A 24,334-nucleotide genomic window follows, 5' to 3' on the forward strand; every position below is an offset into this window, starting at 1 on the left:
GAGTGCTCTCCGTCAGACGACGACGGTCATACCGCCGTCGACGAAGACCACCTGGCCATTGACGAATCCGGCAGCGTCGCTCGCGAGCCACAGGAGCGGACCCACGATGTCTGCGGTCGTCCCCCAGCGATGCGCCGGGGTGCGGCCGAGGATCCACTCGTTGAACTGCGGGTCATCGACCAGCTTCTGGGTCATCTCGGTGTGGATGTAGCCGGGTGCGATCGCGTTGATCTGCAGCCCGTGCTGCGCCCACTCCGCGGTCATGGCACGAGTGAGGTTGCGGATGCCGCCCTTCGACGCGGTGTACGGGGCGATGGTCGGCCGTGCCAGGTCGGCCTGCACCGACGCGATGTTGACGATCTTGCCGCGCCCGCGGGCGATCATGTGTCGGGCCGCCTCGCGGCCGACGAGGAACGCGCTCGTGAGGTTCGTGCTCACGACGCGTTCCCAGTCGGCCTGCTCGAGCTCGAGCAGCGGCACCCTGTGCTGGATGCCGGCGTTGTTAACCAGGATGTCGAGCGGGCCCATCTCGCGCTCGACCCAATCGACAGCTTCAGCCGTGGACGCCCCGTCGGTCACGTCGAACGCCCGCGCGTGGACCCGTTCGGCGCCGTAGCGGCCGACGAGTTCGCGGTGGGTGTCGAGGAGCCGCTGCGGGTCGAGGCCGTTGAGCACGACGACTGCTCCGGCATCCAGGAGTCCCTCGGCGATCGCACGGCCGATCCCGCGGCTGGATCCAGTGACCAGCGCCACGCGGCCGCTGATATCGAACAGCGAAGTGCTCATGTCGCGCTCCTTAGAAGGTCGAGGCGATCAGGTAGATGGCGAACGACAGCACGAAGCCGATGACGCCGATCAACGCCTGGCCGACGGTCCACGTCTTCAGAGTGGTCTTGGTGTCCATCTCGAAGAAGCGGCTGACGAGCCAGAATCCCGAGTCGTTCACGTGCCCCGCGAACACCGAGCCGGCGGCGAGTGAGAGCACGATGGCGGCGAGCTCCACGGCGTTGAAGTCGGGGTTGCCCATGACCACCGGCTGCACGAGGGCTGCGGCAGTGGTCAGCGCGACGGTCGCTGACCCCTGGGCGACGCGCACCACAGCGGCGATCACGAACCCGGCGACGATGACGGGCAGACCCACGGCGTCGAGCGAGTCGGCGATCGCTCCGCCGATGCCGCTCGCCCGGAGGACGCCACCGTACATGCCACCGGCACCGGTGATGAGGATGATCGAGCACACGGGACCCAGGGCGCTGTCGACGACCGTCTCGATGAGACGCGAGCCCTTGCGCTTCTTCCAGCCCAGCAGCCACATGCTGAAGACGACGGTGATGAGCAGCGCGACCGGGGTCTCGCCGATCAGCCGGAGCACCTGCACCCAGGTGTCTTCGAGAGAGACCACTCCCGCGGTCGCGAGCATGTTCAGTCCGGTGTTGAGGAAGATGAGCCCGAGCGGAAGGAGCAGCAGGAACACGACGGTGCCGAGTGAGGGCTTCGAGGCGAACTCGGCGAAGTCACCGTTCGAGCCGCGTAGCAGCGAGGGCACCGGAATCTGGTAGCGACGTCCGACCCAGCGGCCGAAGAGGTGACCGACGAAGTACCACGAGGGCAGCGCGACCAGGAGGCCGAGCACGAGCACCAGGCCGACATCCGCACCGAGCAGTCCGGTGGCGGCGACAGGCCCGGGGTGCGGCGGCACGAAGATGTGCATCACCGAGAAGGCGACCGCGGCGGGGAACGCATAGCCGAGGAACGATCCGCCCAAGCGGCGCGCCACCGAGAAGATGATCGGCAGCATGACGACGAGACCCGCGTCGAAGAAGATCGGGAACCCGAACATGAGCGAGGCGATCGAGAGCGCCAGGGGCGCACGCTTCTCACCGAAGCGGGCGATCAGCGCGTCGGTGAGCACTTGCGCGCCGCCGCTGGTCTCCAGCATCCGTCCGAGCATCGCGCCGAGACCGACCAGCAGCGCCACTGAACCGAGCGTGCCGCCGAAACCGCCTGTGAGGGTCGAGACGATGCTCGTCACAGGGATGCCGGTTGCAACCGCCGTGAGCAGGCTCACGATGATCAGCGCCAGGAACGCGTGGATCTTGAACTTCATGATCACCAGCAGCAGGAGCGCTATGCCAGCTGCGGCGATCCCCAATAGCGCGGGCGCTTCGAGCACCCAGTTCATCTCCAGATCGGTCATCGTCGTCCTTCGTGTGCAGGTTGTTCAGGTGGTGGGTTGTCGGATGTGGTCAGTGGGCTCGGTGTCGTCCGGTGCTGCTGGTCGGCTTCTGGCGCGCGTAACGGCGCTCCCGAACGCGGTGCGAGCGGGTTCGGCGTCAGCGGCCGCCGAAGGATTCGGCGAGTGCGTCGACGATCTCGTCGGGGCTGCGCACCAGCGAGATGGTCGTTCCGCTCTCGTCGTCGCCGAGCGGCTCGAGCGTCTGGAACTGCGAGTCGAGCAGGGTGGGAGGCATGTACTCGTGATCGCGCTGCGTCAGGCGCTGCGCGATGAGGTGCTTATCGCCGTCGAGGTGAGCGAAGCCCAGAGAGGGCACGCGCCCGCGCATGAGGTCGCGATAGCTGCGTTTCAGGGCCGAGCATGCGACGACGATAGGAGCGCCCGCCTCGACGGACTCGGCCATCTTGGCCGCGATCAGCTGCAGCCACGGCCGGCGGTCGTCGTCGTCGAGGGGCGCGCCGGACGCCATCTTCGCCTTGGCAGCCGGAGTGTGCAGATCGTCTCCGTCGATGAAGGCCGCACCGAGCCGCTCCGCCAGCAGACGACCGATCGTCGACTTGCCACTACCCTGCACGCCCATGACCACGAGCGCCAGCGGCTCCGATGTGGACTGATCGACCATTCGTCTCTCCGGATTTCTCGACTCACACGCGACAATACGTCTGATGTATGCGAGGTGAACAACTCAAATATCAGACTTTAGCGTGTCCTCAAGAGCAGTGCGTACGCCTACATCGGGGCGACCCCTTGAGACCTCCACCGACGGCCTCCTGACCTGTCGCGGCACCGTCTCGATGCGACGCGAACCAGTAGCCTGGAGAGCGGTCATCCCCCACTTCCACCCTCTTTCAAGGAGCCCACGTGTCAACTGCCTCCGAAGCCAAGGCGAACATCGGCGTTGTCGGCCTGGCCGTCATGGGGTCGAACCTCGCCCGCAACCTCGCGAGCCGCGAAGGCAACAAGGTCGCCGTCTACAACCGCACCTGGTCGCGCACCGAGGAGGTCGTCGAGGCCCACCCGGAAGCCGGCTTCATCGCAGCAAAGACCATCGAGGAGTTCGCGCAGTCGCTCTCGACGCCGAGAACCGCGATCATCATGGTCAAGGCGGGCAAGGCGACGGATGCCGTGATCGACCAGCTGGTCGAGGTCTTCGAGCCCGGCGACATCATCGTCGACGGCGGCAACGCCCTGTTCACCGACACCATCCGACGTGAGAAGGCCGTGCGCGAGACCGGCATCAACTTCGTGGGCGCGGGGATCTCGGGCGGAGAAGAGGGCGCCCTGAACGGGCCCTCGATCATGCCGGGAGGCTCCGAGGAGGCGTGGCACACCCTCGGGCCGATCCTCAAGTCGATCGCCGCTGTCGCCGAGGGCGAGCCGTGCGTGACCCACGTGGGCACCGACGGCGCCGGTCACTTCGTCAAGATGATCCACAACGGCATCGAGTACGCCGACATGCAACTCATCGCCGAGGCGTATGACCTCCTCCGCAAGGCGGCGGGAATGACTCCGGCGGAGATCGCCGGCGTCTTCGAGGAGTGGAACAAGGGCGAACTCGAGAGCTACCTCATCGAGATCACCGCCGAGGTGCTGCGTCAGGTCGACGCCGCGACCGGCAAGCCCTTCATCGACATCGTGCTCGACCAGGCGGGGTCGAAGGGCACGGGAGTCTGGACGGTGCAGACCTCGCTCGACCTCGGTGTGCCGGTCTCCGGCATCGCGGAAGCAGTGTTCGCCCGCAGCCTCTCGGCCCACCCCCGGCAGCGCGCCGCGGCATCCGACCTGCCCGGCCCGAGCGCGCCGCCGGCGGTCTCGAGCTCCGACCGCGACGCCTTCATCGAAGACGTGCGTCAGGCGCTGTACGCCTCGAAGATCATCGCCTACTCGCAGGGCTTCGACGCGATCATCGCCGGTGCCGAGGAATACGGCTGGGACATCAAGAAGGGCGACATCGCGAAGATCTGGCGCGCGGGCTGCATCATCCGCGCGCAGTTCCTGAACCGGATCGCCGAATCGTATGCCGAGCATCCCGACCTCGAGGTGCTCGTCGCGGCGCCGTACTTCGCCGAGGCGGTGTCTCGCACGCAGGAAGCCTGGCGGCGCGTCGTCATCCACGCGGTTGCCGCCGGCGTGCCGACGCCCGCCTTCTCGTCGTCGCTCGCCTACTACGACGGGTTGCGCGCCGAACGGCTGCCCGCAGCCCTCGTGCAGGGGCAGCGCGACTTCTTCGGCGCTCACACCTACAAGCGCGTCGACCGCGACGGCACCTTCCACACGCTGTGGTCGGGTGACCGGAGCGAGGTCGAGGAGACCGGCTCGCACTGAGCCGCACCGCGACGATCGACCGAGGGGCCCTTGGCGGGGCCCCTTCGTCGTCTGCGCACTGGATGCCGATACGGCCAAGCAGACGCGGCGCTACGACTGAGCGGCTGCAGGGAGGCCGGGATGCCGGGATTCCGACGGTGGGCACCGACATCCGCTCAGTTCGAGCGCTGCGTCAGTCGACGGTTACGTGATCTTGAGGGTCTGGGCGGGTCCGGCGCTCGCGAGCCGGACTCCGGCCTCAGGCCGCGCCGTCGAAGAGCGAGGTGACCGAGCCGTCCTCGAACACCTCGCGGATGGCGCGAGCGATGAGCGGGGCGATCGAGAGCACGGTGAGGCGATCCCAGCGCTTGTGCTCGGGCAACGGCAGCGTGTCGGTGACGACGACCTCGTCGATGAAGTCGCTCTGCAGGATCTCGCTGGCGGGGTCGCTGAAGATGGCGTGGGTGCACGCCACCACGACGCCGAGCGCGCCATTCTTCTTCAACGCCTCGGCCGCCTTGACGATGGTGCGGCCCGTGTCGATCATGTCGTCGACGAGCAGGCAGACGCGCCCGGAGACGTCGCCCACGATCTCGTGCACCGACACCTGGTTCGCCACCATCGGGTCGCGGCGCTTGTGGATGATGGCGAGCGGCGCGCCGAGCTTGTCGCTCCACATATCGGCCACGCGCACGCGCCCCATATCGGGCGATACGACGGTCAGCGTTTCAGGGTCGAGCTTCTTCTTGAAGTGATCGAGCAGCACCGGCATGGCGAAGAGGTGATCGACCGGGCCGTCGAAGAAGCCCTGGATCTGCGCGGCGTGCAGGTCGACGCTCATGATGCGGTCGGCGCCGGCGGCCTTGAAGAGGTCGGCGACGAGGCGGGCCGAGATCGGCTCACGGCCGCGACCCTTCTTGTCCTGCCTCGAATAGGGGTAGCTGGGGGCGACCACGGTGATGCGCTTCGCCGAGGCGCGCTTGAGGGCGTCGACCATGATGAGCTGCTCCATGAGCCACTCGTTGATCGGCGAGCTGTGCGACTGGATGACAAAGGCGTCGCAGCCTCGCACGCTCTCATCGAAGCGAGCGTAGATCTCGCCATTGGCGAAGGTGCGGGTGTCGGTAGGAACCAGTTCGGAGCCCAATTCGCGGGCGATGTCTTCAGCGAGCTCGGGGTGGGCTCGACCGCTGACCAGAACCAGCCGCTTCTCTCCGCTGACCTTGATGCCGGACACGTATCCCGCTTTCTGCCGGTGCGCCTCCGGCGTTGCAGCTAGCTGTCGTCAGACCGCGCCGCAGCCGCGGCTGCGGCAGCCGCGGTGCCCGCCCGGTTGGCCTCGACCCAGCCGGCCATGTTCCGTTGCGGAGCAACGTTGATCGCAAGCTCCCCTGGCGCGACGTCTTTTCGCACCACGGTTCCCGCTCCCGTATACGCTCCGTCACCGATTCTAACGGGGGCGACGAACACGTTGTGCGACCCCGTGCGCACGTGCGAACCGACGACGGTGCGCTGCTTCTCGACGCCGTTATAGTTCGCGGTGATCGTGCCCGCGCCGAGGTTCGACTGCACGCCGACCTCGGTATCGCCCACGTAGCTCAGGTGCGGAATCTTGCTGCCGACGCCGATCTTCGAGTTCTTGGTCTCGACGAAGGTGCCGATCTTGCCGTGCTCCCCGAGTTCAGTGCCCGGCCGCAGATAGGCGAACGGGCCGACCGACGCGCCCGCGCCGATCACGGCGAGCGTCGCGTCGGTGCGCTTGATGACGGCATCCGCGCCCACCTCGCAGTCCACGAGCGTGGTGTCGGGGCCAATCTGAGCTCCTCGCTCGACGACGGTCGCCCCCTTGATCTGCGTGCCCGGCAGCAGTTCGACATCTTCGGCAAGGCGGGCCTTGAGGTCGATCCACGTGGTGGCTGGGTCGTGCACCGTGACTCCGGCGCGCTGCCATCCGCGCACGATCAGCTGGTTCAGCCGCAGCGCCGCCTCGCCGAGTTGCACGCGGTCGTTGACTCCCCCGACGATCCATGGCTCGGCCACGGGCACGGCCGCGACCGCGCCGCCCTCGCGGCGCAGCAGTCCGATGGCGTCTGTGAGGTACTTCTCGCCCTGCGCGTTGTCGGTGCCGATTCCGGGCAGCACGCGACGCAGCGCTCCGCAGCCGAAGACGTAGGTGCCCGAGTTGACCTCGGTGATCACGAGCTCGTCGGCCGCGGCATCCTTCTGCTCCACAATGCGGTCGAGGGCGCCATCATCGCCGCGGATGACGCGCCCATAGCCGGTGGCGTCATCGAGGATCGCTGAGAGCACGGTGGCGGACGCCGACGCCTCCCTGTGCGTGCGGATGAGCTCCGTGAGCGTCTCGGCGTCGAGCAGCGGCACATCACCGCTGACGACCACGACATCTCCGTCGAAGTCGGCGGGGAGCGCCTCGACGGCCTGCTCGACAGCTCGCCCGGTGCCCGGCAGCTCGTCCTGGTCGACGATCGTCGTTCCGGGCGCGAGCTCTTCGATTGCCCCGGCGACCGCATCGCGCTCGTGGCGCACGACTGCCAGCACATGCGCCGGCTCGAGCGCCCACGCCGTCGCGAGCACGTGCCCGAGCAGCGGCACCCCGGCGATCGGATGCAGCACCTTCGGCCGCGCGGACTTCATGCGTGTGCCCTGCCCCGCGGCGAGAACGATGATGGCCAGGTTGCTGTCTGTCATGGGGTCTCCGTGGGTGGCGTTGGAGTCAGGGTCGCCGACTGGTGCTCGGCGGGCGATCCGGAACCGGCGCCATCGCTGCTGACGACGGCGCCCGATTCGCCTGAGCAAGGCTATCCCCAGGTTAACGTGAGTCGTTCTGCGGCCGCTCCGAGCCGGGCTCTGGAGGGGTGTGCTGTTCTCGCGCTATCACGATCGCGCCTGCACGCGCTTCGTGCTATCAGTGGCTGCTCGGTCTGGCAGGAGTCGGCGGCGTCCGACGCACGTGTCGGATCAAACGAAGCGCGCTCACGAGCGCCCAGATGGCACCGCCTGCGCCGATGACGATGCCGGCGAACAGGGCGAGGAACATCGGATTGATTGCGGCCTGGGTATCGCCGGGGCCGATGATCGACCCGATCAGGAATCCCATGAGCGGAGCCAGCAGGGCGACTCCCGCTCCGAGAAGGAGCCCCCAGAGACCCGGGGGCAGGGGCGCCAGTCGGATCGGTCGGCCCGGCGGGAGGGCAGTGTCATCGCTCATCGCTGCTCGCCTTGGTTTGGGACGGGTGGGGAACTTGGGCAGTGTGCTGGCTTCGATCACGCATCGATTCGAGGAACGGCCCGATGATGTCCATCGGGATGGGGAACACCACAGTCGAGTTCTGATCGGCGCCGAGCTCAAGGAGCGTCTGCAGGTACCGAAGCTGCAGTGAGGCCGGTGCCTCGCTGAGGGTCCGGGCCGCGTCACGGAGTTCAACGGACGCCTGCAGTTCCCCTCGCGCGCTGATCACCTTCGCACGGCGCTCGCGCTCGGCCTCTGCTTCGCGCGCCATCGCCCGCTGCATGAGTTCGGGGATCTCGACATCCTTGATCTCGACTACCGCGACCTTCACCCCCCAGGGTGCGGTCTGCGAGTCGATGGATGCAGTGAGGTCCTCGTTGAGATCCGCGCGGTGAGCGAGCAGGGTGTCCAGGTCTGCCCGGCCGACGACCGACCGCAGCGTGGTCTGTGCGATCTGTGACGTCGCGACGGCGTGGTTCTCGACGGCCATCACGGACAACACAGGGTCGGTCACCCGGAACAGCACGACAGCGTTCACTCGAGCCGGCACGTTGTCACGGGTGATGACCTCCTGCGGCGGGATTGTCAGCGTCACGACGCGAAGGTCGACCCGCACGAGCTTGTCCAGCCCCGGCATCACGATGCGCACTCCGGGTTGCAGCGGTTGGCGCAGGCGACCCAAACGGAACGCGACGCCGCGCTCATACTCCTTGAGGATGCGCAGCGAGGCCAGCAGCAGTACCAGCAGCAGCACCACCACGACGCTGACGATGACGATGATCGGTTCAGTTCCCATCGGGGCCTCGTCGGGTGTCGGAGCCGTACTTGGGACGGCGGCTGTTGACGGCGGTGATGACCAACTGCCGGTCAGCAAGCGACTCATCGAGCGAGCGCTGTGGAACGTGCTCGGGGAAGAGCGCCGGACTGCGCCGTAGGTGTGACCACAGAGGCAGGCTCCCCAGCCCGATCGCAGCGGCGACCCCCAGAAGCACTAGCACTTCCGCCGCGCTCTCGGCGGCGAACGTGGTGGCCGCAGGCCAGATGACGCCCATCGTCGCGATCGCGCAGGCGATGCCGCGATAGAAGCGCGCAGTCTCGGTGGCCGGCCATGCGTCTACCGCTCTGACCATCTCTCGGCCGTCGTCCGACGCGGTGCAGGCGTCCTTCACCGGGCATGAGTTGCACACCGCCGGGGTGCCCCGGTATCGCATCACCCGGTTCTCGGGGTCGTAGGACTTCGGCCAGAGCCATTGGTCCTCCGGGCAGAGCCATGCGTCGTGGTCGGCGTGGTACACGAATCCGCCGCGCCCGCGACCTTCGAGCGCCGCCGTAGCGCGTCGGGCGAGCAGGTCGATGCCATAGCCCGCGAGCAGCAGCGCCATGCCGTACCCGGCTGCCAGGCACGCTCCGACGCCGATGGTCATGGCACGCCTCGTGGGTCATCGGGCCCCCGGTCGCGGAGTCGGTCGGAGCGATAGCGCGAGCCCTCGCTCGTGGCGGGCAGGCCGGTGCGGTCTTCCTCCGCTTCGGGATGCTCCTCGACGTACAGCGTCTCGACCGGGATCTCGTGCGTGGTCGCCTTGATCGTGTAGCGAACGCCTTTGTACGCCAGCCAGAGGAACGGCAGTACACCGCCAACGATGATGAGCACGTCACCGGGCATGCGCAGCCATTCCAGCACGGCATTGCCGGGCTGGAGGATGTAGCCCAAGGTGCGCGCCTCGTAATAGCCCTCGTTCACCGAGTGCCACAACTGCATCACACCGAGCGGCAGCAGCGTGGCGAACACCATCCACGCCAAGCCGATGTTCAGCGACCAGAACGAGAGCTTCGCGGCTCGATCCGACCAGCGGGTGGCCGGGATCAGGTACCGCAGGGCGAACAGCGACAACCCCACGCCGAGCATGCCGTAGACGCCCATCATGGCGCCGTGGGCGTGGTTGGCGGTCAGGGCGGTGCCGATCTGGTAGTAGCTGACGATCGGGAGGTTGATGAGGAATCCGAACACGCCGGCACCGACGAAGTTCCAGAAGCCGACCGCGACCAGGAACATCACCGCCCATCGGTGCGGGAACGGCCCACTTCTGCGCGCCTGTTGTCGCGAGCCCAACTGCAGGAACGACCAGGCCTCAACCGTCAGGAAGGTCAGCGGCACCACCTCGATCGCGGAGAAGAATGCGCCGAGGGCCATGTGCTCCACCGGGGTCCCGGAGAAGTAGAGGTGGTGCATCGTGCCGATGACGCCGCCGGCAGAGTAGAGGATGACGTCGAGGAAGATGATCTGGATGGCGATCTTGCGCCTGACGACGCCGAGCATCACGAAGATGTACGCCACCATGACGGTAGTGAACAGTTCGAGGAAGTCCTCGACCCAGAGGTGCACGACCCAGAAGCGCCAGAACTCCGCGACGGTCAGGTGCGACTCCGTACGGGCGAGCAGCCCGACCGCGTAGAAGCCGGGGATCGCGAGCCCCGCGTACAGGAACAGCCACGGCATGCTGACGCGGCTCTCGGTCTTCAATCGTGCGCGAAGCCCCCGGTAGATGATGAGGATCCAGACGATCAGTCCCGCGGTGAGCAAGATCTGCCACAGGAAAGGCAGATCAAGGTATTCCCACTGCTGGTCGAAGACGATTGATCCCTTGGCCCAGTCGGCACCGTAGATGCTGACCGCTTCGCTGAGCAGCGAGCCGACCACCACGACAACGAGCGCGCCCAGCAAGACGTAGACGAGCACATTCTGCCGTTTGGGCTCTCTGCCTGAGATGATCGGCGCCAGGAAGATGCCCGCGGCGAGGAACGAGGTAGCCGTCCACAGCAGTGACAATTGGACGTGCCAGGTGCGCGCGAGGTTGAACGGCAAGACCTGAGCGAGATCGATGCCGAAGAAACTCGTGATCTCGGCTCGGTAGTGCTCGATCGCAGCGCCCAGCAGCACTTGTGCGAGGAAGAGTCCCGCCACGATGAAGAAGAACCACGCGGTCGCACGCTGCGCCGGCGTGATCTCGACCTCCTCCGGCTGCCGAAAGACCAGCGCGGGCGCCTCGCCGCCTTGCCCCCAACCGAGCTTGCGGCTCCAGCGTCCGTAGAGCGCGAAGAGGCCGCCGAGTCCGACCAGGAGCGCCGTCAGCGACAATCCCGACCACACCAGGATGTCGGCAGTGGGTGCGTTGCCGACCCGCGGCTCCGGCGGCCAGTTGTTCGTGTACGAATAGTCGTGCCCAGGGCGTTCCGCCGCTGAGGCCCACGCCGTCCACGCGAAGAAGGCGGTCAACTGGTGGATCTCTGTCGGGTCGGTGATCATCGACGGCAGCAGGCCGTTGGCCGTGGTGGGATCCCCGAAGAACTCGGCATAGTGGGCAGAGAGCTCTTCGAAAGCCTGCGCCTGTTCAGGCGTGTACTCAAGCACCTTCGTGTCGGCGTTGTAACGGTTGACGCGTTGCAGGTCGATCACGGCCTGAGTCGGGTCCGCATCGCCGCGGTTCACAAGCTGTTCCCGAATACTCTCGGACGCCAACCGCAGATACTCGGCGGTGTAGTCAGGCCCGAGGTATCCGCCGTGACCCATCACCGAGCCGTATTGCTGCAGGCCGCGCCTGAGGAAGATCTGCTGCCCGGCGGTGACATCCTCACCCGTGTATACGACTTCGCCGTCGGTGGAGACCACCTCGCTCGGCAGCGGCATCGAATCGGTGTACGTGCGATAGGCCAGTAGGCCCATGACGAAGAATCCGAAGATCATGACCAGGGCCACGCCCTGGATCCAACCTTTCGAGATGATCATCTCGGCGCGGCCTCGGCCGTTCCTCGCAACCGTTTCGGACATTCGGCGCTCCCCCGCAGGACGAACAGACGAAGCGGGGATCGGACGATCACCACCCGATGGCGGCATCGTAACGTCAAACACTCTGCAGACGGAAGCATCGAACTGAAACCGCGCGCCTATTGTTCCGTGGTGCACTCACGGCCGAGCGCCATGGAGGTGGTTTTCAGATCAAGCGTTACGAGCCGATCGCTGCGATGAGAGTGGCACGCGATCGAGGCCCCGAGCGCATGAACCGCGCCGGACAGAGTCCGGCATACGGCCTCGACCGGATGTTCCGCAACGTCGAGACGCGACGGTTCGAACGCAGCCTCTCAGCGCTCACGGCCGCCGGTGCACTGGTGACCGCAGCCGAGATCTACTTCGAGCATTACGAAGCTAGTGTTGGCAACAAATGGATGTGGGCGCCGGTCGTCACGGGACCGGTGGGGGTGGCTGCGGGGGTTGCAGCCATCGGCTTGCGAAGGCAGCGTTGCCCGTGGCATCCGTCACCATCATCGCCAACGGCGCGCAAGGCGTCTGGTTGCACGCCCAACGGCTTGACCTGCGAGAAGCGGACGCCGCGCCAGATACCGCCTGGGCCACGAGACCATCTTCAATTACCCGAAGACGCACTCGGTTGCGAGCCGTCTACTTCGGCTCGGTCGGTCGGCTCCGCCCCCAGGATTCGAACCTGGACCTAACAGCTCCAAAGGCTGTCGTGCTGCCGTTACACCAAGGCGGACCGCGCGAAACGCGCCAGTCAAGTCTGCCAGATCAGGCTGGCTGCGCTGTGCGATTGCGCCGATCGCTCGAGTGCGGGAATGGCACCGCGCGAGAAGGCCGCGAGCCTGCACCCAAGGAACAGGCGGCACAATGCGCGCGACCACGATAATGGGGGGATGCCAGCTCACGACGAGGTCGATCGGATCGTCGACGCGTGGGATCGGGAGCGCCCGGATCTCGACTTCTCGCCGCTGCAGGTGCTCAGCCGCGTCGGGCGCCTCGCTCGGCACCTCGACCGGGCGCGTAAGACCGCCTTCTCCGATTCCGAGCTGGAGCTGTGGGAATTCGATGTGCTCTCGGCCCTCCGCCGTGCAGGCGCGCCCTACCAGTTGAGCCCGAAAGCCTTGCTGCTGCAGACGCTCGTGTCGAGCGGCACCATGACGAACCGCATCGACCGATTGGTGGCGCGGGGCCTGGTCGAACGTCACCACGACCCGCGCGACGGGCGCGGCGTGCTGGTGCAGATGACCGCGCGAGGACGGGAGCGCGTGGATGCCGCGATCAGCGCCCTCATGGTATCTGAGCGCCAACTGCTCGAAGCACTCTCACCCGCAGAGCAGGAACGCCTCGCCGGCCTGCTTCGTAAGCTGAGCCTCGACTTCGACGATGACTGATACAGCCCTGGCGCGTGGCCTCGGACGCGGATGCATCGACACCGCGCGAGTCGCTTCCGGCATCCGAGGCAGGCACAACTGGCGATCGCAAGAAAGGTGGAATGCTCATGGGTGACGACGACCAAGAGGTCGAGGCGGCCATCGCCCACCTCCATGAACCGCACGACCAGGCCGTCGGCCAGCGCCTCAACTGGTTGCGCGCCGGGGTGCTCGGCGCGAACGACGGCATCGTGTCGGTCGCCGGCGTGGTCGTCGGTGTCGCCGCTGCGGCACCGGGAAACGTGGCCGCCATCGCGACTGCCGGCATCGCTGCCGTCGCCGCAGGAGCGTTCTCGATGGCGGGCGGCGAGTACGTCTCGGTGAGCACCCAGCGCGATACGGAGAAGGCGCTCATCGCCAAGGAGATCCGCGAGCTGAAGGAGATGCCGGAGGAGGAGTTGGCGGAGCTCGCCGGCTTGTACCGGCAACGAGGCCTCTCGGCTGAGCTCGCGCAGCAGGTAGCCGAAGAGCTCACAGCCCATGACGCTCTGGCCGCGCACGCCGAAGTCGAGCTCGGCATCGACCCCGAGGAGTTCACCAACCCCTGGGTCGCTGCGCTGTCGTCGTTCCTCGCATTCACGATCGGCGCACTGATCCCGTTCGTGATGATCCTGCTGCCCATCGGCAGCCCGATCATCGCCACTGCAGCAGCGGTCGTGATCGGCCTGCTGCTCACCGGGCTGATCAGTGCCCGCCTCGGCGGCGCTCCAGTGCTGCCCGCGATCATGCGGAATGTGCTCATGGGGTCGGCGACCATGGCGGCCACCTACCTGATCGGTCTGCTCTTCGGCGTGGCCGTCGGCTAGCGGTCAGCTCGCACTGGCCCGCGCTCGGTCTGCTTCAGTCGCGGCGACCCGCGCCTCGAGCCGCTACGCCTCGAGCCGCTACGCCTCGAGCGACTCCGAGAGCTCCAGCCAGCGCATCTCGAGCTCTTCGATCTGCTGCTCGAGTTGCTGCTGCTCCTGCTGCAGCCGGCCGAGGCCCGAGTAGTCGCTGTGGTCATGCGCGGCGAATTCGGCATGCAGCCGTTCGAGTTCAGCGTTGAGCTTCGTCAGCTTGCGGTCGATCGCAGAAACCTCCTTCTCCGCGTTGCGACGCTCGGCGCCGCTGAGCGCCGGGGAGGAGGATGCTGCGGCTGAGGCAGGCGCTGCACTCGCGGGTGCGGCGGAGGCAGTGCGCGCACCCCCGGCATCCACTCGCTCCTGTGCGCTTGACGTCGGCCGTGGTGACGAGCCGCCAGCGGGTCGCCCGGCCCGAATCGCCAGGTACTCGTCGACCCCGCCCGGCAGGTGGCGGAGCGTGCCGTCGAAGATACCGTACTGCTGATCGGTGACTCGCTCGAGCAGGTAGCGGTCGTGGCTGACGACGATGAGGGTTCCGGGGAACCCGTCGAGCAGGTCTTCCATGGCCGCGAGCATGTCGGTGTCGAGGTCGTTGGTCGGCTCGTCGAGGATGAGCACGTTCGGCTCGTCGAGCAGAATCAGCAAGAGCTGTAGCCGGCGCTTCTGACCGCCGCTGAGGTCCTTGACAGGGGTGCTCAGTTGCGCGCTCGAGAACCCGAGCCTTTCAAGAAGTTGCCCGGGCGTCAGCTCCTTGCCCCCGGCGACGTAGCTGGTGCGCAGCCGGCCGATGACCGTGCGCACCGGATCGTGCTGCACTTCGGCGAGCTCCGCCAGGCGCTGGTCGAGCGTCGCGATCTTCACGGTCTTGCCGTGCTTGACACGGCCGCTCGTCGGTTCGATCGAGCCGTCGATGAGCCCGAGCAGCGTCGACTTGCCGGCGCCGTTCACCCCGAGGATTCCCGTGCGCTCCCCCGGTGCGATGCGCCAGGTGATGTCGCGCAGCACCTCGCGGTCTCCGTAGCGCACGCCCGCGTCGAGCACGTCGACGACGTCTTTGCCCAGGCGCTGCATGGCCATGGACTGCAGCGAGACAGTGTCGCGCGGCGGTGGTTCGTTGGCGATGAGAGCGTTGGCCGCGTCGATGCGGAACTTCGGCTTGCTCGTGCGAGCGGGTGCTCCGCGACGCAGCCAGGCGAGCTCCTTGCGCATGAGATTCTGACGACGTGCTTCGGATGCCGCGGCCTGCCGGTCGCGCTCGACACGCTGCAGCACGTACGCCGCGTACCCGCCCTCGAAGGGTTCGATGATGCGGTCGTGCACCTCCCACGTGTCGGTCGAGACCGCATCGAGGAACCATCGGTCGTGCGTGACGACCACGAGCGCTCCCTGATTCGCGGGCCAGCGGCGGTTGACGTGGTCGGCGAGCCAGGCGATGCCCTCGACGTCGAGGTGGTTGGTGGGCTCGTCGAGGAAGAGCACGTCCCAATCCCCGATGAGCAGCGCTGCGAGCGCGACTCGGCGCTGCTGGCCTCCAGAGAGGTCACCGACCCGAGCGCCCCAATCGATGTCGCTGGCGAGGCCGGAGATGACGTCGCGAGCGCGCGGATCGCCGGCCCATTCGTGGTCCGCGAGATCGCCGACGATGGCCTCGCCGACGGTGAGGTGCGGGTCGAGGGTGTCGGACTGGTCGAGCATGCCGATGCGGATGCCGCCGCGCACCGTGACGCGCCCGGCATCCGGTTCGATGCGACCCGCCAGCAGTTTCAACAGCGTCGACTTGCCGTCGCCGTTGCGCCCGACGACGCCGATGCGGTCACCCTCGTTGAGCCCGATCGTGACCGAATCGAACACGACTCGGGTCGGGAATTCGAGATGGAGCGCTTCAGCGCCAAGGAGGTGAGCCACGATCCTCGAGGCTAGTCGAGCGCGGGTGGCCGTTCGCCGAGTGCGTTCGCGCATCCGGGCCCCGTGCACGCGTTGAGACTGCGCAAATGACCATCTCGACGTGGCCCAAGCCGTCATTTGCGTAGTCTCGCGGGCCGAGCCTGTGGACAGCCGGGTCGATGCAACCATGTGACGGCGGATGATCGGCGGATGCCTGCCCCGACCCCGTTACCCTCGCCACTGCGCCACGGCCCGTTCTCAAGGCGGCAGGCGACGGATGCCGGAGTCACCGACAGCCGTCTTCGCGCCGCGGACTTGCACCGGCCTTTCCACGGCGCACGAATCCCGCGCTCGCTTGACGTCACCGTTGTCACCCAGGCACAGGCGTATGCGGCACGGATGCCGCCATCTCAGTTCTTGAGCCACACAACCGCCGCGCGCCTCCATGGGATGCCGCTACCTGCTCGGTGGGAGCGCGACAACCGGCTTCACGTCGCGGCACCGACTACCTCGGGATACCCACGAGCGGCCGGCGTGATTGGGCACCACCTCGACGACGCTGTGCTCGTCGAGATCGCCGGCGTGCGCGTCACGGCACCGGTGGCTTCCTGGTGCGACTTGGCTGGCCTGCTCACGGTCGATGAACTGGTGGCGGCCGGCGACTTCCTCATCACGGGAACAGAACCGTACGACGGGGTGACGCCCCTCGCCTCATATGAGCAGCTTTCGCGGGCTGTCAGTTCTCGCACCGGGCGCCGCGGCATCCGCAAACTGCGACAAGCGCTGCCGCTGATCCGTTATGGATCACTCTCACCGAAAGAGACCGAGCTGCGGCTGCTCATCGTACGAGCGGGCCTGCCTGAACCCGTGCCGAACTACGTGCTCCGCGATGGGCGCGGCGTCTTCGTCGCCATGATCGACCTCGCCTTCGCCGAGTGGAAGGTTGGCATCGAGTACCAGAGCGATCTGCATCGCGAGCGTGCCCAGTTCCGACGGGACATCGGACGGCGCGAACGCATCGAGGATGAAGGCTGGAGCGTGATCTATGTCAGCGCGGACGACCTTCGTGGGTCGCCGCGACAGACAATCGACCGCATCCGCCGCCGCCTCGCTGGACGTCGCGTCGTCGAGTAGTACCGCGGCCGCGCCGATACTACGCAAATCACCATTCGGCGGCCGGGCCAGTGGTCATTTGCGTAGTCTCGGCGAATTGTTCCTGGCTCGGCGGATGCGGGGGCTCGGCGGAGGCTGGGCGGCTGCCGGGCGGAGCCGGGGTGGCTGCCGGGCGGATGCGGGGGCTACTCGGCGAGCACGCGGGCGCCGTGCACGGGGCCCGACACGCGCACGACGTCGAGGCGTGCGGCGCTGAGGGCGACCTGCAGGTCGAGGGCGCTGTCGACGTCCGCCGCCAGGAATGCGATGGTCGGCCCCGATCCCGAGACGATGCCGGTGAGTGCGCCGTTCGCCTCACCCAGTTCGAGGATGTCGATCAGTGCAGGCTCAAGCTGCAACGCGGCTGCCTGGAGGTCGTTGTGCATCGATTCGGCGAGCATGTGGGGATCGCCGGCTCTCAGCGCTTGCAGCACCTTCGGGTCGACCTCGGGCCTGTCGGTCACCGGCAGCAGCGTCGAGCCGTTGCGCTGCCGGTGGCGGTCGAGCTCGTGGTAGACCTCGGGCGTCGACAACCCTGAGTCGGGAAGCACGAGCACCCAATGCGAGTGGCCCTGGGCGAGCGCCGGGCTGAGCTTGTCGCCCCGGCCGGTACCGATCGCAGTGCCTCCCGTGAGCGCGAACGGCACGTCGGCGCCGAGTTCTGCAGCGAGTTCGAGCATGCGCTCGCGAGGCAGCGCCGTGCCCCAGAGGTGGTCGCACGCAAGCAGTGCAGCCGCGGCATCCGCCGATCCCCCGCCCATGCCGCCCGCAGCCGGCACATGCTTCTCGATCTCGAGATGCACTCCGCCTTGATGCCCCGTCTCACGGGCGAGCAGCTTCGCAGCCTGGACGGCGATGTTGGTCTCGTCCGTCGGGACACCGTCGAGGTCGACGCTCCCTGTGACGCTCACCGAGAAGTCGTCGGCCTGGTAGGCGCGCACGTCTTCGAAGAGCGAGACGGCCTGATACGCGCTCGCGACATCGTGGTACCCGTCGTCCTGCAGCCGGCCGACCTTGAGGAACACGTTGATCTTGCCCGGGGCCCGCACATGCACCTTGGTCTTGGCGGCAGCGCGGTGCGACATGGTTCAAACCTAGCCGAGCGCCCCACCCACCTCGCCACCCACGGATGCCGACGGCCACCGCGGGTGACCTCCCCGCCATCGCCGAGCCCGGCCTTGCGCCTCGTGCCGAAGCGGTCGGACGTGACACAGTGGCTTCGATGGTGCTCGCGGTCCGGCTGCAGCGAAGCGGGCTCGGCGCCATCTCGGGCGGCTGTCGCACGCTGGCGCATCGACCGCCTCGATCGACGAAGGAGACGACGAATGCGTGAAGCCGAAGATGGTGCCGCCCTGACCGACGCGACGAACAGCGGCGGCGCGGATGTCGCACCGCCGCACCGCGATGCCCGCACCCACTCCGAGAGCACAGCGACGACTCCGGTTCCGCTGGGCAGGTGGGGCGTATGGCGCACATCGCACGCCGACACCCCGCCCGAGTTCGTCCGCGGTCTCGAGGAGCTCGGCTTCGGCACTCTGTGGATCGGGGGCTCACCGGGCGCTGGGCTCGAAGACGTCGAACGCGCACTCGAGGCCACCGAGCGCCTGACGATCGCGACCGGCGTCGTCAACATCTGGAGCTCACCGGCCGAGCGGGTCGCCGAATCGTTCCAACGGATCGAAACGAGATTCCCCGGCCGCTTCGTACTCGGCATCGGGGCGGGCCACCCGGAGACCACTGGCGAGTACCACACGCCGTACCAAGCGATCGTCGCCTACCTCGACCGGCTCGATGAGCTCGGCATCCCGAAGCACCGGCGGATGCTCGCGGCACTCGGCCCTCGCATGCTGCGTCTGGCCGGTGAGCGGTCAGCAGGCGCGCACCCGTACTTCACCACGCCGGAGCACACACGGTTCGCCCGCCAGCAGCTCGGGGCAGGACCCCTGCTCGCGCCCGAGCACAAGATCGTCATCTCGGCGGATGCCGAAGGCGCGCGATCCATCGCCCGACCCGCTGTCGAGCGCTACCTCGCTCTCGACAACTACCGCGCGAACCTCGTGCGCACGGGGTTCGACGAGCGGTCACTCGAACACGGCGGAACAGACGAGATCGTGGATGCCCTCGCGCTGCAGGGAGATCCAGCATCCGTCGCTGCAAGGCTTCGAAAGCACTTCGACGCCGGCGCCGACCACGTAGCGGTCCAGCCGCTGCCGATGCGCAGCGAGCCGGCGTCGGCGCTAGCCGCTCTCGAGGCCCTCGCGCCGCAGCTCGGGCCTTGAACGGCGAGCCTCGCTGCACGCGACCACTGACCTGCACTCGCCGAGCCCCACTTTCTCTGGGCGACAGGCGGGCCCCAGGCGCTACGACAGCCGATCGAGCAAGCGCTCCAGCCCCGACTCCAGCGCCGGTTTGGCCGTCTCGAGGTGCTCGGCCGAGACGATGCCCGAGTGGGTGAGCGTCACAGCGGTCTTGTCGGCGGACGTCGTACCTGCAGATGCCTTGTCTGCCGGCTTCGGCGCGAGCCGCACCAGCACTGACTCACCGCCGTCGAGCTTCCACCTGGCTGTCGGGTAGTTCGCCGTCGGATTCGTGGATGCCGGCGGCCCTCCGTACAGCACCCCGAACACTTCGACCGCCGCAGCGAGCACGGTCTCGGCATCCCCCGGCACGGTCTTGCTCTTGCTCACAGAGAACGTGCCGTCGCCCTGCTGTCCGGGCAGGCGCATGCCGCGAGCCTGCTCGTACCGCACGGTGATGCTCTGCGACCACCAGCCGTCGACGCCGTGATGGTCCACGAGCCAGCGAGCGATCTCGGAATGGGTCCAGTTCGTGGCGCCGGCCGCATCGAGGTCGCTGAACCACTCATCCGGATGCCGCCCAGTGGCCTTGTGCATCGCGTCGTCGCCGACGCCTTTGGTGTGGTCGTTCACGACAGCCATGCCCCAAGTGTGGCACCGCGGCATCCGCGGCGGCGCTCTGCCGCACTTCGCGTTCCGCGCGCTCCGAGTCAGTCAGTCAGCCAGTCAGTCAGCCAGCCAGCCAGCCAGCCAGCCAGCCAGTCAGTCAGTCAGTCAGTCAGTCAGTCAGTCAGTCAGTCATCCACTCATCGGAGATCGAGTGAGCGCAACCGAACGGCCGACCGAATCAGGCCGCGTCTCCCGCGCGAACGATCGCCAGGAACTCGCGGATGCCGAGCTCCTCACCCCGCGACGTCGGCGCAAGCCCGGCCGCCTCCAACCGGGCAGACGCCGCGGCGGCCGACCCCAGCACGCCCGACAGCGATTGGCGGAGCATCTTGCGGCGCTGTTGGAACGCGGCATCCACCAGGGCGAACGTCTCCAGCCGCTCGGCCTCGGTGCCCGGAGGCGTGTGCCGTTCGAATCCGACGAGCACCGAGTCGACATTCGGCACCGGCCAGAACACGTGCCGACTCACGAGCCCTGCGGTCTTCCACTTTCCGTACCAGGCGGCCTTGAGGCTGGGCGCTCCGAACACCTTCGAACCCGGCTCGGCGGCGATGCGGTAGCCGACCTCCGCCTGCACCATCACGAGACCGCGCTCGAGCGAAGGGAAGTGCTCGAGGAAGTGCAGCAGCACGGGCACCGAGATGTTGTAGGGCAGATTGGCGACGAGCGCACTGGGTTCGCCGGGCAGGGCGGTGACGCGCATCGCGTCGGCATTGATGACGGTGAGCCGATCGTCCCCCTGTTCCCCCGGCGCGAGCTGCCCGACGGTGATCGGCAACTGCTCAGCGAGTCGCGGGTCGATCTCCACAGCGACGACGGATGCCCCGGCCTCGAGCAACCCGAGCGTGAGCGAGCCGAGGCCCGGCCCGATCTCGACCACCGTTTCGCCGGCAGCGACCCCGGCGGCGTTGACGATGCGCCGCACCGTGTTCGCGTCGTGCACGAAGTTCTGCCCGAGCTTCTTCGTCGGCTGCAGGCCGAGCAGGTCGGCGAGATCGCGGATCTCAGCGGGGCCGAGCAGGGTCACCGGGCCTGCACCGGTTCGTCGCTCCAGCTGCCGTAGACGAGCTCGGTGTTCGACGCGATCTGTGCTGCGAGCATCGACGCGTCGGTGCCGAGGAAGTCGGCCATGAACCGCAGCGTGTGCGGGAGCAAGTAGGGGCCGTTGAGCTTGCCGCGGTGCGGCATGGGCGTGAGGTACGGCGCATCCGTCTCGATGAGCACTCGGCTGCGCGGCGTGATCTCGAGCGCGTCACGCAGATTCTGGGCGTTCTTGAACGTCACAGTGCCGGCGAACGACAGGTACCAGCCCTGGTCGACGCACAGTTGCGCGAACTCCGCGTCTCCACTGAAGCAGTGCAGCACGACCCGCTCGGGCGCGCCCACGCGCTTCAGCACGTCGACGATGTCGCGGTGCGCGTCGCGGTCATGGATCTGGAGGGCGATCCCCCGCTGCTTCGCGATGTCGATGTGCTGCTCGAACGATCGGCGCTGCGCGTCGCGACCGTCTTCGCCGGTGCGGAAGTAGTCGAGCCCGGTCTCGCCGACGGCGCGCACGCGCGGCATCCCGGCGAGTTCGTAGATCTGCTCGATGTGCTCGTCGAGCTTGCGCCCCGTCTCGAGCTCGGGCGTCGCGTTCGGGTGAATCGCGACCGCTGCCAGCACCCGCGGCTCCCGGGCTGCGACCTCGGCGCTCCACCGCGAGGTCTCGACATCGGTGCCGACCTGCACGACGCCCCTCACGCCGACAGCCGACGCGCGGTCCAACTGCTCGAGGTAGTCGAGCGGCGGTTCGCCGTCGGGCCCTGGCTGCGTGGTGCCCACCTCGGGATCGAGATGCGTGTGGTTGTCGTACACGCCGACCGTGAGCGGTTCGGGCATGGGCGGGAAGTGACCGTACTTCGCGGCGCGCGCGCCGGCGCTCTCCTCGATCTGCCGACCCTCGACGTTGCTCGGCCCCATCAGGCGGCTCCGGATGCCTCGTGCTCGATGCGCGGGAAGAGCGTGCCCTCGAGCGGGGTGATCGTGCCGCTGCCGAACCACAGCGGCGCGTCGGTGATGCGCACCTCGCGCACCTCGCCCTCGCCGCCGAGCGCCGACCACAGCTTCTGGGTCGCGTTGGGAATCACGGGCGACAGCAGCACGGCGAGCGCGCCGAGCCCGTGCACCGCAGTGGCGAGCACGGTCGCGAGGCGGTCGCGGGTCTCCTCGTTCTTCGCGAGCACCCAGGGCTCCTGCTCGGTGATGTAGCCATTGAGCGCATCCACGAGCTTCCAGATCTCGGCGAGCGCCTCGTGGATCATGAACTGATCGATCGCCTTGTCGGCGGCATCCGTCGCCTCCTGGGCGATACGACGGATCTCATCGTCGGCCGGGGTGCGCTCGCCGATGGCGGGCACCTTGCCGTCGAAGTATCGGCCGACCATCGCGATGACGCGGGAGGCCAGGTTGCCGAAGCCGTTGGCGAGCTCTGCCTGATAGCGGGCGGCGAGGTCTTCCCAGCTGAACGAGCCGTCTTGCCCGAAGTGGATGGCGCGCATGAAGTAGTAGCGGAAGGCATCTGAGCCGAACGTGTCGGTGATCTGCTGCGGGGCGATGCCGGTGAGCTTCGACTTCGACATCTTCTCGCCGCCGACCAGCAGCCAGCCGTGGCCGAACACGCGCTGAGGCACCGGCAGTCCGGCCGCCATGAGCATCGCGGGCCAGATGACCGCGTGGAACCGCGCGATGTCCTTGCCGATGAGCTGCACGGCCGGCCAGCGCCGCTCGAACTGCTCGTCGTCGACGCCGTACCCGATCGCCGTGATGTAGTTGAGCAGCGCGTCGAACCACACGTAGACGACGTGCTTGTCGTCCCAGGGAACCTGGATGCCCCAGTCGAAGCTCGCGCGCGAGATCGACAGGTCGCGCAGGCCCTGCTTCACGAACTGCACGATCTCATTGCGCACGCTCTCCGGCTGCACGAAATCAGGTCGCTGCTCGTAGAGGTCGAGGAGCGGCTTCTCGAAGTCGCTCATGCGGAAGAAGTAGTTGGTCTCCTTCAGCACCTCGACGGGCTTCGAGTGGATGGCGCACACCTGCTGCCCCGCGTACTCGCCGGTGCCCTCGATCAGGTCGCTGGGCTGCTTGTACTCCTCGCAGCCGACGCAGTAGTGGCCCTCGAACTCGCCCTGGTAGATGAAGCCGTCATCGTAGAGCTTCTGCATGAAGCGCTTGACGCCCTCTTCGTGCCGCTCCTCCGTGGTGCGGATGAAGTCGTCGTTCGCGATGTCGATGGTCTTCAGCAGCGGCTTCCACGCGCTCTCGACGAGCTCATCGGCCCACGCCTTCGGGGTGGTGTTGTTGGCCACGGCGGTGCGCAGGATCTTCTGGCCGTGCTCGTCGGTGCCGGTCAGCAGCCAGGTGTCGTCGCCCCGCTGCCGGTGCCAGCGGGCAAGCACATCAGCGGCGACCTCGGTGTACGCGTGCCCGATGTGGGGCACGTCGTTCACATAGAAGATCGGCGTCGCGATGTAGAAGGACTCGCCAGAAGACATGCCCCCCATCCTACGGTTCGGGCGTGCCGCGATGACGGGGGCTCAGCGCGAGCGTGTGGCCAGGACGGGGGCTCAGCGCGAGCGTCTGGCTAGCGCGGCCTCGTACAGGTCGCGCCGCGAGAGACCGGTCGCGGCAGCGACCTCGGCGGCGGCTTCCTTCAGGCGGATGCCGGACGCCACCAGTTCCAGTACCTGCTCGAGCGCCGCGTCAGCGTCGGCCGCCGTCTCGGCGGCACCCTCGACGACGATGCAGAACTCGCCGCGCGCGCCCTCGGCGAAGCGCTGTGCCACCTCTTCGGCCGTGCCGCGCACGACCTCCTCGTGGAGCTTGGTCAGCTCGCGGCACACCGCGACCCGGCGTTCGGCGCCGAAGGCGGTCGAGAGGTCGCGCAACGACTCGCCGACGCGGTGCGGCGATTCGAAGAACACCATGGTGCGCTGCTCGGTGGCGAGCGCGGCGAACCATCGGGCGCGGCCCTTGCGCGGGATGAACCCTTCGAAGGTGAAGCGGTCGGTGGGCAGCCCGCTCACGGCGAGCGCGGTGAGCACCGCAGACGGCCCGGGGATCGCCGTGACGGTGACGCCGGCGCGGGCCGCCTCGGCGACCAGCGGGTAGCCGGGGTCGCTGATCGCGGGCATGCCGGCATCCGTCAGCACAACCACATCGGTCTCGCGTGCGAGCTGCACGATCTCGGCGGCCCGTTCGCTCTCGTTGTGCTCGTGCAGAGCGAGCAGCTTGGGACGGTTCTCGACCGCCAGCGCGCGAAGCAGATGCGCGGCAGTGCGGGTGTCTTCGGCCGCGATCACCTCCGCGCGCTCGAGCGTCTCGATGAGCCGACGGGAGGCGTCGCCGAGGTTGCCGATCGGGGTCGCCGCGAGGATGATCACGCCCCAATCCAAGCACCGAACCGTGGCCGGATCGG

22 protein-coding genes and 1 tRNA gene are annotated in these 24,334 nt (G+C 67.6%); 6 read left to right on the top strand and 17 right to left on the bottom strand.

Annotation, left to right across the window (positions count from 1 at the left end; genetic code table 11):
• Positions 1-12: 12 nt before the first annotated feature.
• The 3 genes from QF206_RS11165 to QF206_RS11175 all read right to left on the bottom strand — a co-directional run bounded on the left by QF206_RS11165 (position 13) and on the right by QF206_RS11175 (position 2,858).
• Positions 13-786 (bottom strand): glucose 1-dehydrogenase, encoded by a 774-nt coding sequence (locus tag QF206_RS11165; protein WP_281489317.1) that lies wholly within the window; start codon positions 784-786, stop codon positions 13-15.
• Positions 787-796: 10 nt separating this feature from the next.
• Positions 797-2,197, bottom strand: coding sequence for a GntP family permease (locus QF206_RS11170; protein ID WP_281489318.1), 1,401 nt, complete (start codon positions 2,195-2,197; stop codon positions 797-799).
• Positions 2,198-2,333: 136 nt separating this feature from the next.
• Positions 2,334-2,858 carry a gluconokinase gene (locus QF206_RS11175; protein WP_281489319.1) on the bottom strand — a complete coding sequence of 175 codons (525 nt, stop codon included), beginning with the start codon at positions 2,856-2,858 and terminating at the stop codon, positions 2,334-2,336.
• A gap of 239 nt (positions 2,859-3,097) precedes the next feature.
• On the opposite strand from QF206_RS11175, the gene gndA reads away from it, so the two are divergent.
• Entirely contained in the window at positions 3,098-4,561 is a 1,464-nt protein-coding gene (gndA, locus tag QF206_RS11180; protein ID WP_281489320.1) for an NADP-dependent phosphogluconate dehydrogenase, read from the top strand.
• A 238-nt stretch (positions 4,562-4,799) separates the two neighbouring features.
• Here gndA and QF206_RS11185 read toward each other — a convergent pair whose 3' ends face one another.
• The 7 genes from QF206_RS11185 to QF206_RS11215 all read right to left on the bottom strand — a co-directional run bounded on the left by QF206_RS11185 (position 4,800) and on the right by QF206_RS11215 (position 12,337).
• A complete protein-coding gene (locus QF206_RS11185) occupies positions 4,800-5,777 on the bottom strand; it encodes a ribose-phosphate diphosphokinase (protein WP_281489321.1) in 978 nt (325 codons plus the stop codon).
• Positions 5,778-5,815: 38 nt separating this feature from the next.
• Positions 5,816-7,249, bottom strand: coding sequence for a bifunctional UDP-N-acetylglucosamine diphosphorylase/glucosamine-1-phosphate N-acetyltransferase GlmU (glmU, locus tag QF206_RS11190; protein WP_281489322.1), 1,434 nt, complete (start codon positions 7,247-7,249; stop codon positions 5,816-5,818).
• A gap of 217 nt (positions 7,250-7,466) precedes the next feature.
• Positions 7,467-7,769, bottom strand: coding sequence for a hypothetical protein (locus QF206_RS11195; protein WP_281489323.1), 303 nt, complete (start codon positions 7,767-7,769; stop codon positions 7,467-7,469).
• A complete protein-coding gene (locus QF206_RS11200) occupies positions 7,759-8,586 on the bottom strand; it encodes an SPFH domain-containing protein (RefSeq protein WP_281489324.1) in 828 nt (275 codons plus the stop codon). The genes QF206_RS11195 and QF206_RS11200 overlap by 11 nt, the downstream gene beginning before the upstream one ends.
• On the bottom strand, positions 8,576-9,214 hold the full coding sequence (locus tag QF206_RS11205; protein ID WP_281489325.1) for a hypothetical protein: 639 nt from the start codon (positions 9,212-9,214) through the stop codon (positions 8,576-8,578). Before QF206_RS11205 ends, QF206_RS11200 begins: the two co-directional genes overlap by 11 nt.
• Positions 9,211-11,616: a nitric-oxide reductase large subunit gene (locus tag QF206_RS11210; protein ID WP_281489326.1), complete on the bottom strand. Its 2,406-nt coding sequence runs from the start codon at positions 11,614-11,616 to the stop codon at positions 9,211-9,213. Before QF206_RS11210 ends, QF206_RS11205 begins: the two co-directional genes overlap by 4 nt.
• A gap of 649 nt (positions 11,617-12,265) precedes the next feature.
• Positions 12,266-12,337 (bottom strand) — tRNA-Gln (locus tag QF206_RS11215).
• A 157-nt stretch (positions 12,338-12,494) separates the two neighbouring features.
• Here QF206_RS11215 and QF206_RS11220 point away from each other — a divergent pair.
• Both QF206_RS11220 and QF206_RS11225 read left to right on the top strand, forming a co-directional pair.
• Positions 12,495-12,992, top strand: coding sequence for a MarR family winged helix-turn-helix transcriptional regulator (locus QF206_RS11220; protein WP_281489327.1), 498 nt, complete (start codon positions 12,495-12,497; stop codon positions 12,990-12,992).
• A gap of 107 nt (positions 12,993-13,099) precedes the next feature.
• The gene (locus QF206_RS11225; protein ID WP_281489328.1) at positions 13,100-13,837 is read left to right on the top strand and encodes a VIT1/CCC1 transporter family protein; all 738 of its coding nucleotides are present in this window, start codon (positions 13,100-13,102) and stop codon (positions 13,835-13,837) included.
• 78 nt (positions 13,838-13,915) lie between these two features.
• Here QF206_RS11225 and QF206_RS11230 read toward each other — a convergent pair whose 3' ends face one another.
• Complete coding sequence (locus tag QF206_RS11230) at positions 13,916-15,724, bottom strand: ABC-F family ATP-binding cassette domain-containing protein (protein WP_422785392.1); 1,809 nt, start codon at positions 15,722-15,724, stop codon at positions 13,916-13,918.
• A 567-nt stretch (positions 15,725-16,291) separates the two neighbouring features.
• Here QF206_RS11230 and QF206_RS11235 point away from each other — a divergent pair.
• A complete protein-coding gene (locus QF206_RS11235; protein WP_281489330.1) occupies positions 16,292-16,891 on the top strand; it encodes a hypothetical protein in 600 nt (199 codons plus the stop codon).
• Between the two features lie 164 nt (positions 16,892-17,055).
• Here the strand turns inward: QF206_RS11235 and QF206_RS11240 are convergent, their stop codons facing one another.
• Positions 17,056-17,994, bottom strand: a complete 939-nt coding sequence (locus QF206_RS11240; protein WP_281489331.1) for a 4-(cytidine 5'-diphospho)-2-C-methyl-D-erythritol kinase — start codon at positions 17,992-17,994, stop codon at positions 17,056-17,058.
• 44 nt (positions 17,995-18,038) lie between these two features.
• On the opposite strand from QF206_RS11240, the gene QF206_RS11245 reads away from it, so the two are divergent.
• Both QF206_RS11245 and QF206_RS11250 read left to right on the top strand, forming a co-directional pair.
• Positions 18,039-18,242: a hypothetical protein gene (locus tag QF206_RS11245; RefSeq protein WP_281489332.1), complete on the top strand. Its 204-nt coding sequence runs from the start codon at positions 18,039-18,041 to the stop codon at positions 18,240-18,242.
• The gene (locus tag QF206_RS11250) at positions 18,235-19,188 is read left to right on the top strand and encodes an LLM class F420-dependent oxidoreductase (protein ID WP_281489333.1); all 954 of its coding nucleotides are present in this window, start codon (positions 18,235-18,237) and stop codon (positions 19,186-19,188) included. Before QF206_RS11245 ends, QF206_RS11250 begins: the two co-directional genes overlap by 8 nt.
• Positions 19,189-19,269: 81 nt before the next feature.
• On the opposite strand, the gene QF206_RS11255 is transcribed toward QF206_RS11250, so the two are convergent.
• The 5 genes from QF206_RS11255 to rsmI all read right to left on the bottom strand — a co-directional run bounded on the left by QF206_RS11255 (position 19,270) and on the right by rsmI (position 24,299).
• Positions 19,270-19,848 carry a DUF4287 domain-containing protein gene (locus tag QF206_RS11255; RefSeq protein WP_281489334.1) on the bottom strand — a complete coding sequence of 193 codons (579 nt, stop codon included), beginning with the start codon at positions 19,846-19,848 and terminating at the stop codon, positions 19,270-19,272.
• Positions 19,849-20,053: 205 nt separating this feature from the next.
• Entirely contained in the window at positions 20,054-20,902 is an 849-nt protein-coding gene (gene rsmA, locus QF206_RS11260; protein ID WP_281489335.1) for a 16S rRNA (adenine(1518)-N(6)/adenine(1519)-N(6))-dimethyltransferase RsmA, read from the bottom strand.
• A complete protein-coding gene (locus QF206_RS11265) occupies positions 20,899-21,837 on the bottom strand; it encodes a TatD family hydrolase (RefSeq protein ID WP_281489336.1) in 939 nt (312 codons plus the stop codon). The genes rsmA and QF206_RS11265 overlap by 4 nt, the downstream gene beginning before the upstream one ends.
• Entirely contained in the window at positions 21,837-23,411 is a 1,575-nt protein-coding gene (metG, locus tag QF206_RS11270) for a methionine--tRNA ligase (RefSeq protein ID WP_281489337.1), read from the bottom strand. Before metG ends, QF206_RS11265 begins: the two co-directional genes overlap by 1 nt.
• A 72-nt stretch (positions 23,412-23,483) precedes the next feature.
• Positions 23,484-24,299 carry a 16S rRNA (cytidine(1402)-2'-O)-methyltransferase gene (rsmI, locus tag QF206_RS11275; protein WP_281489338.1) on the bottom strand — a complete coding sequence of 272 codons (816 nt, stop codon included), beginning with the start codon at positions 24,297-24,299 and terminating at the stop codon, positions 23,484-23,486.
• Positions 24,300-24,334 lie beyond the last annotated feature (35 nt).

It is taken from the genome of Ruicaihuangia caeni (assembly GCF_029952955.1).
Taxonomy (GTDB): Bacteria; Actinomycetota; Actinomycetes; order Actinomycetales; family Microbacteriaceae; genus Ruicaihuangia; species Ruicaihuangia caeni.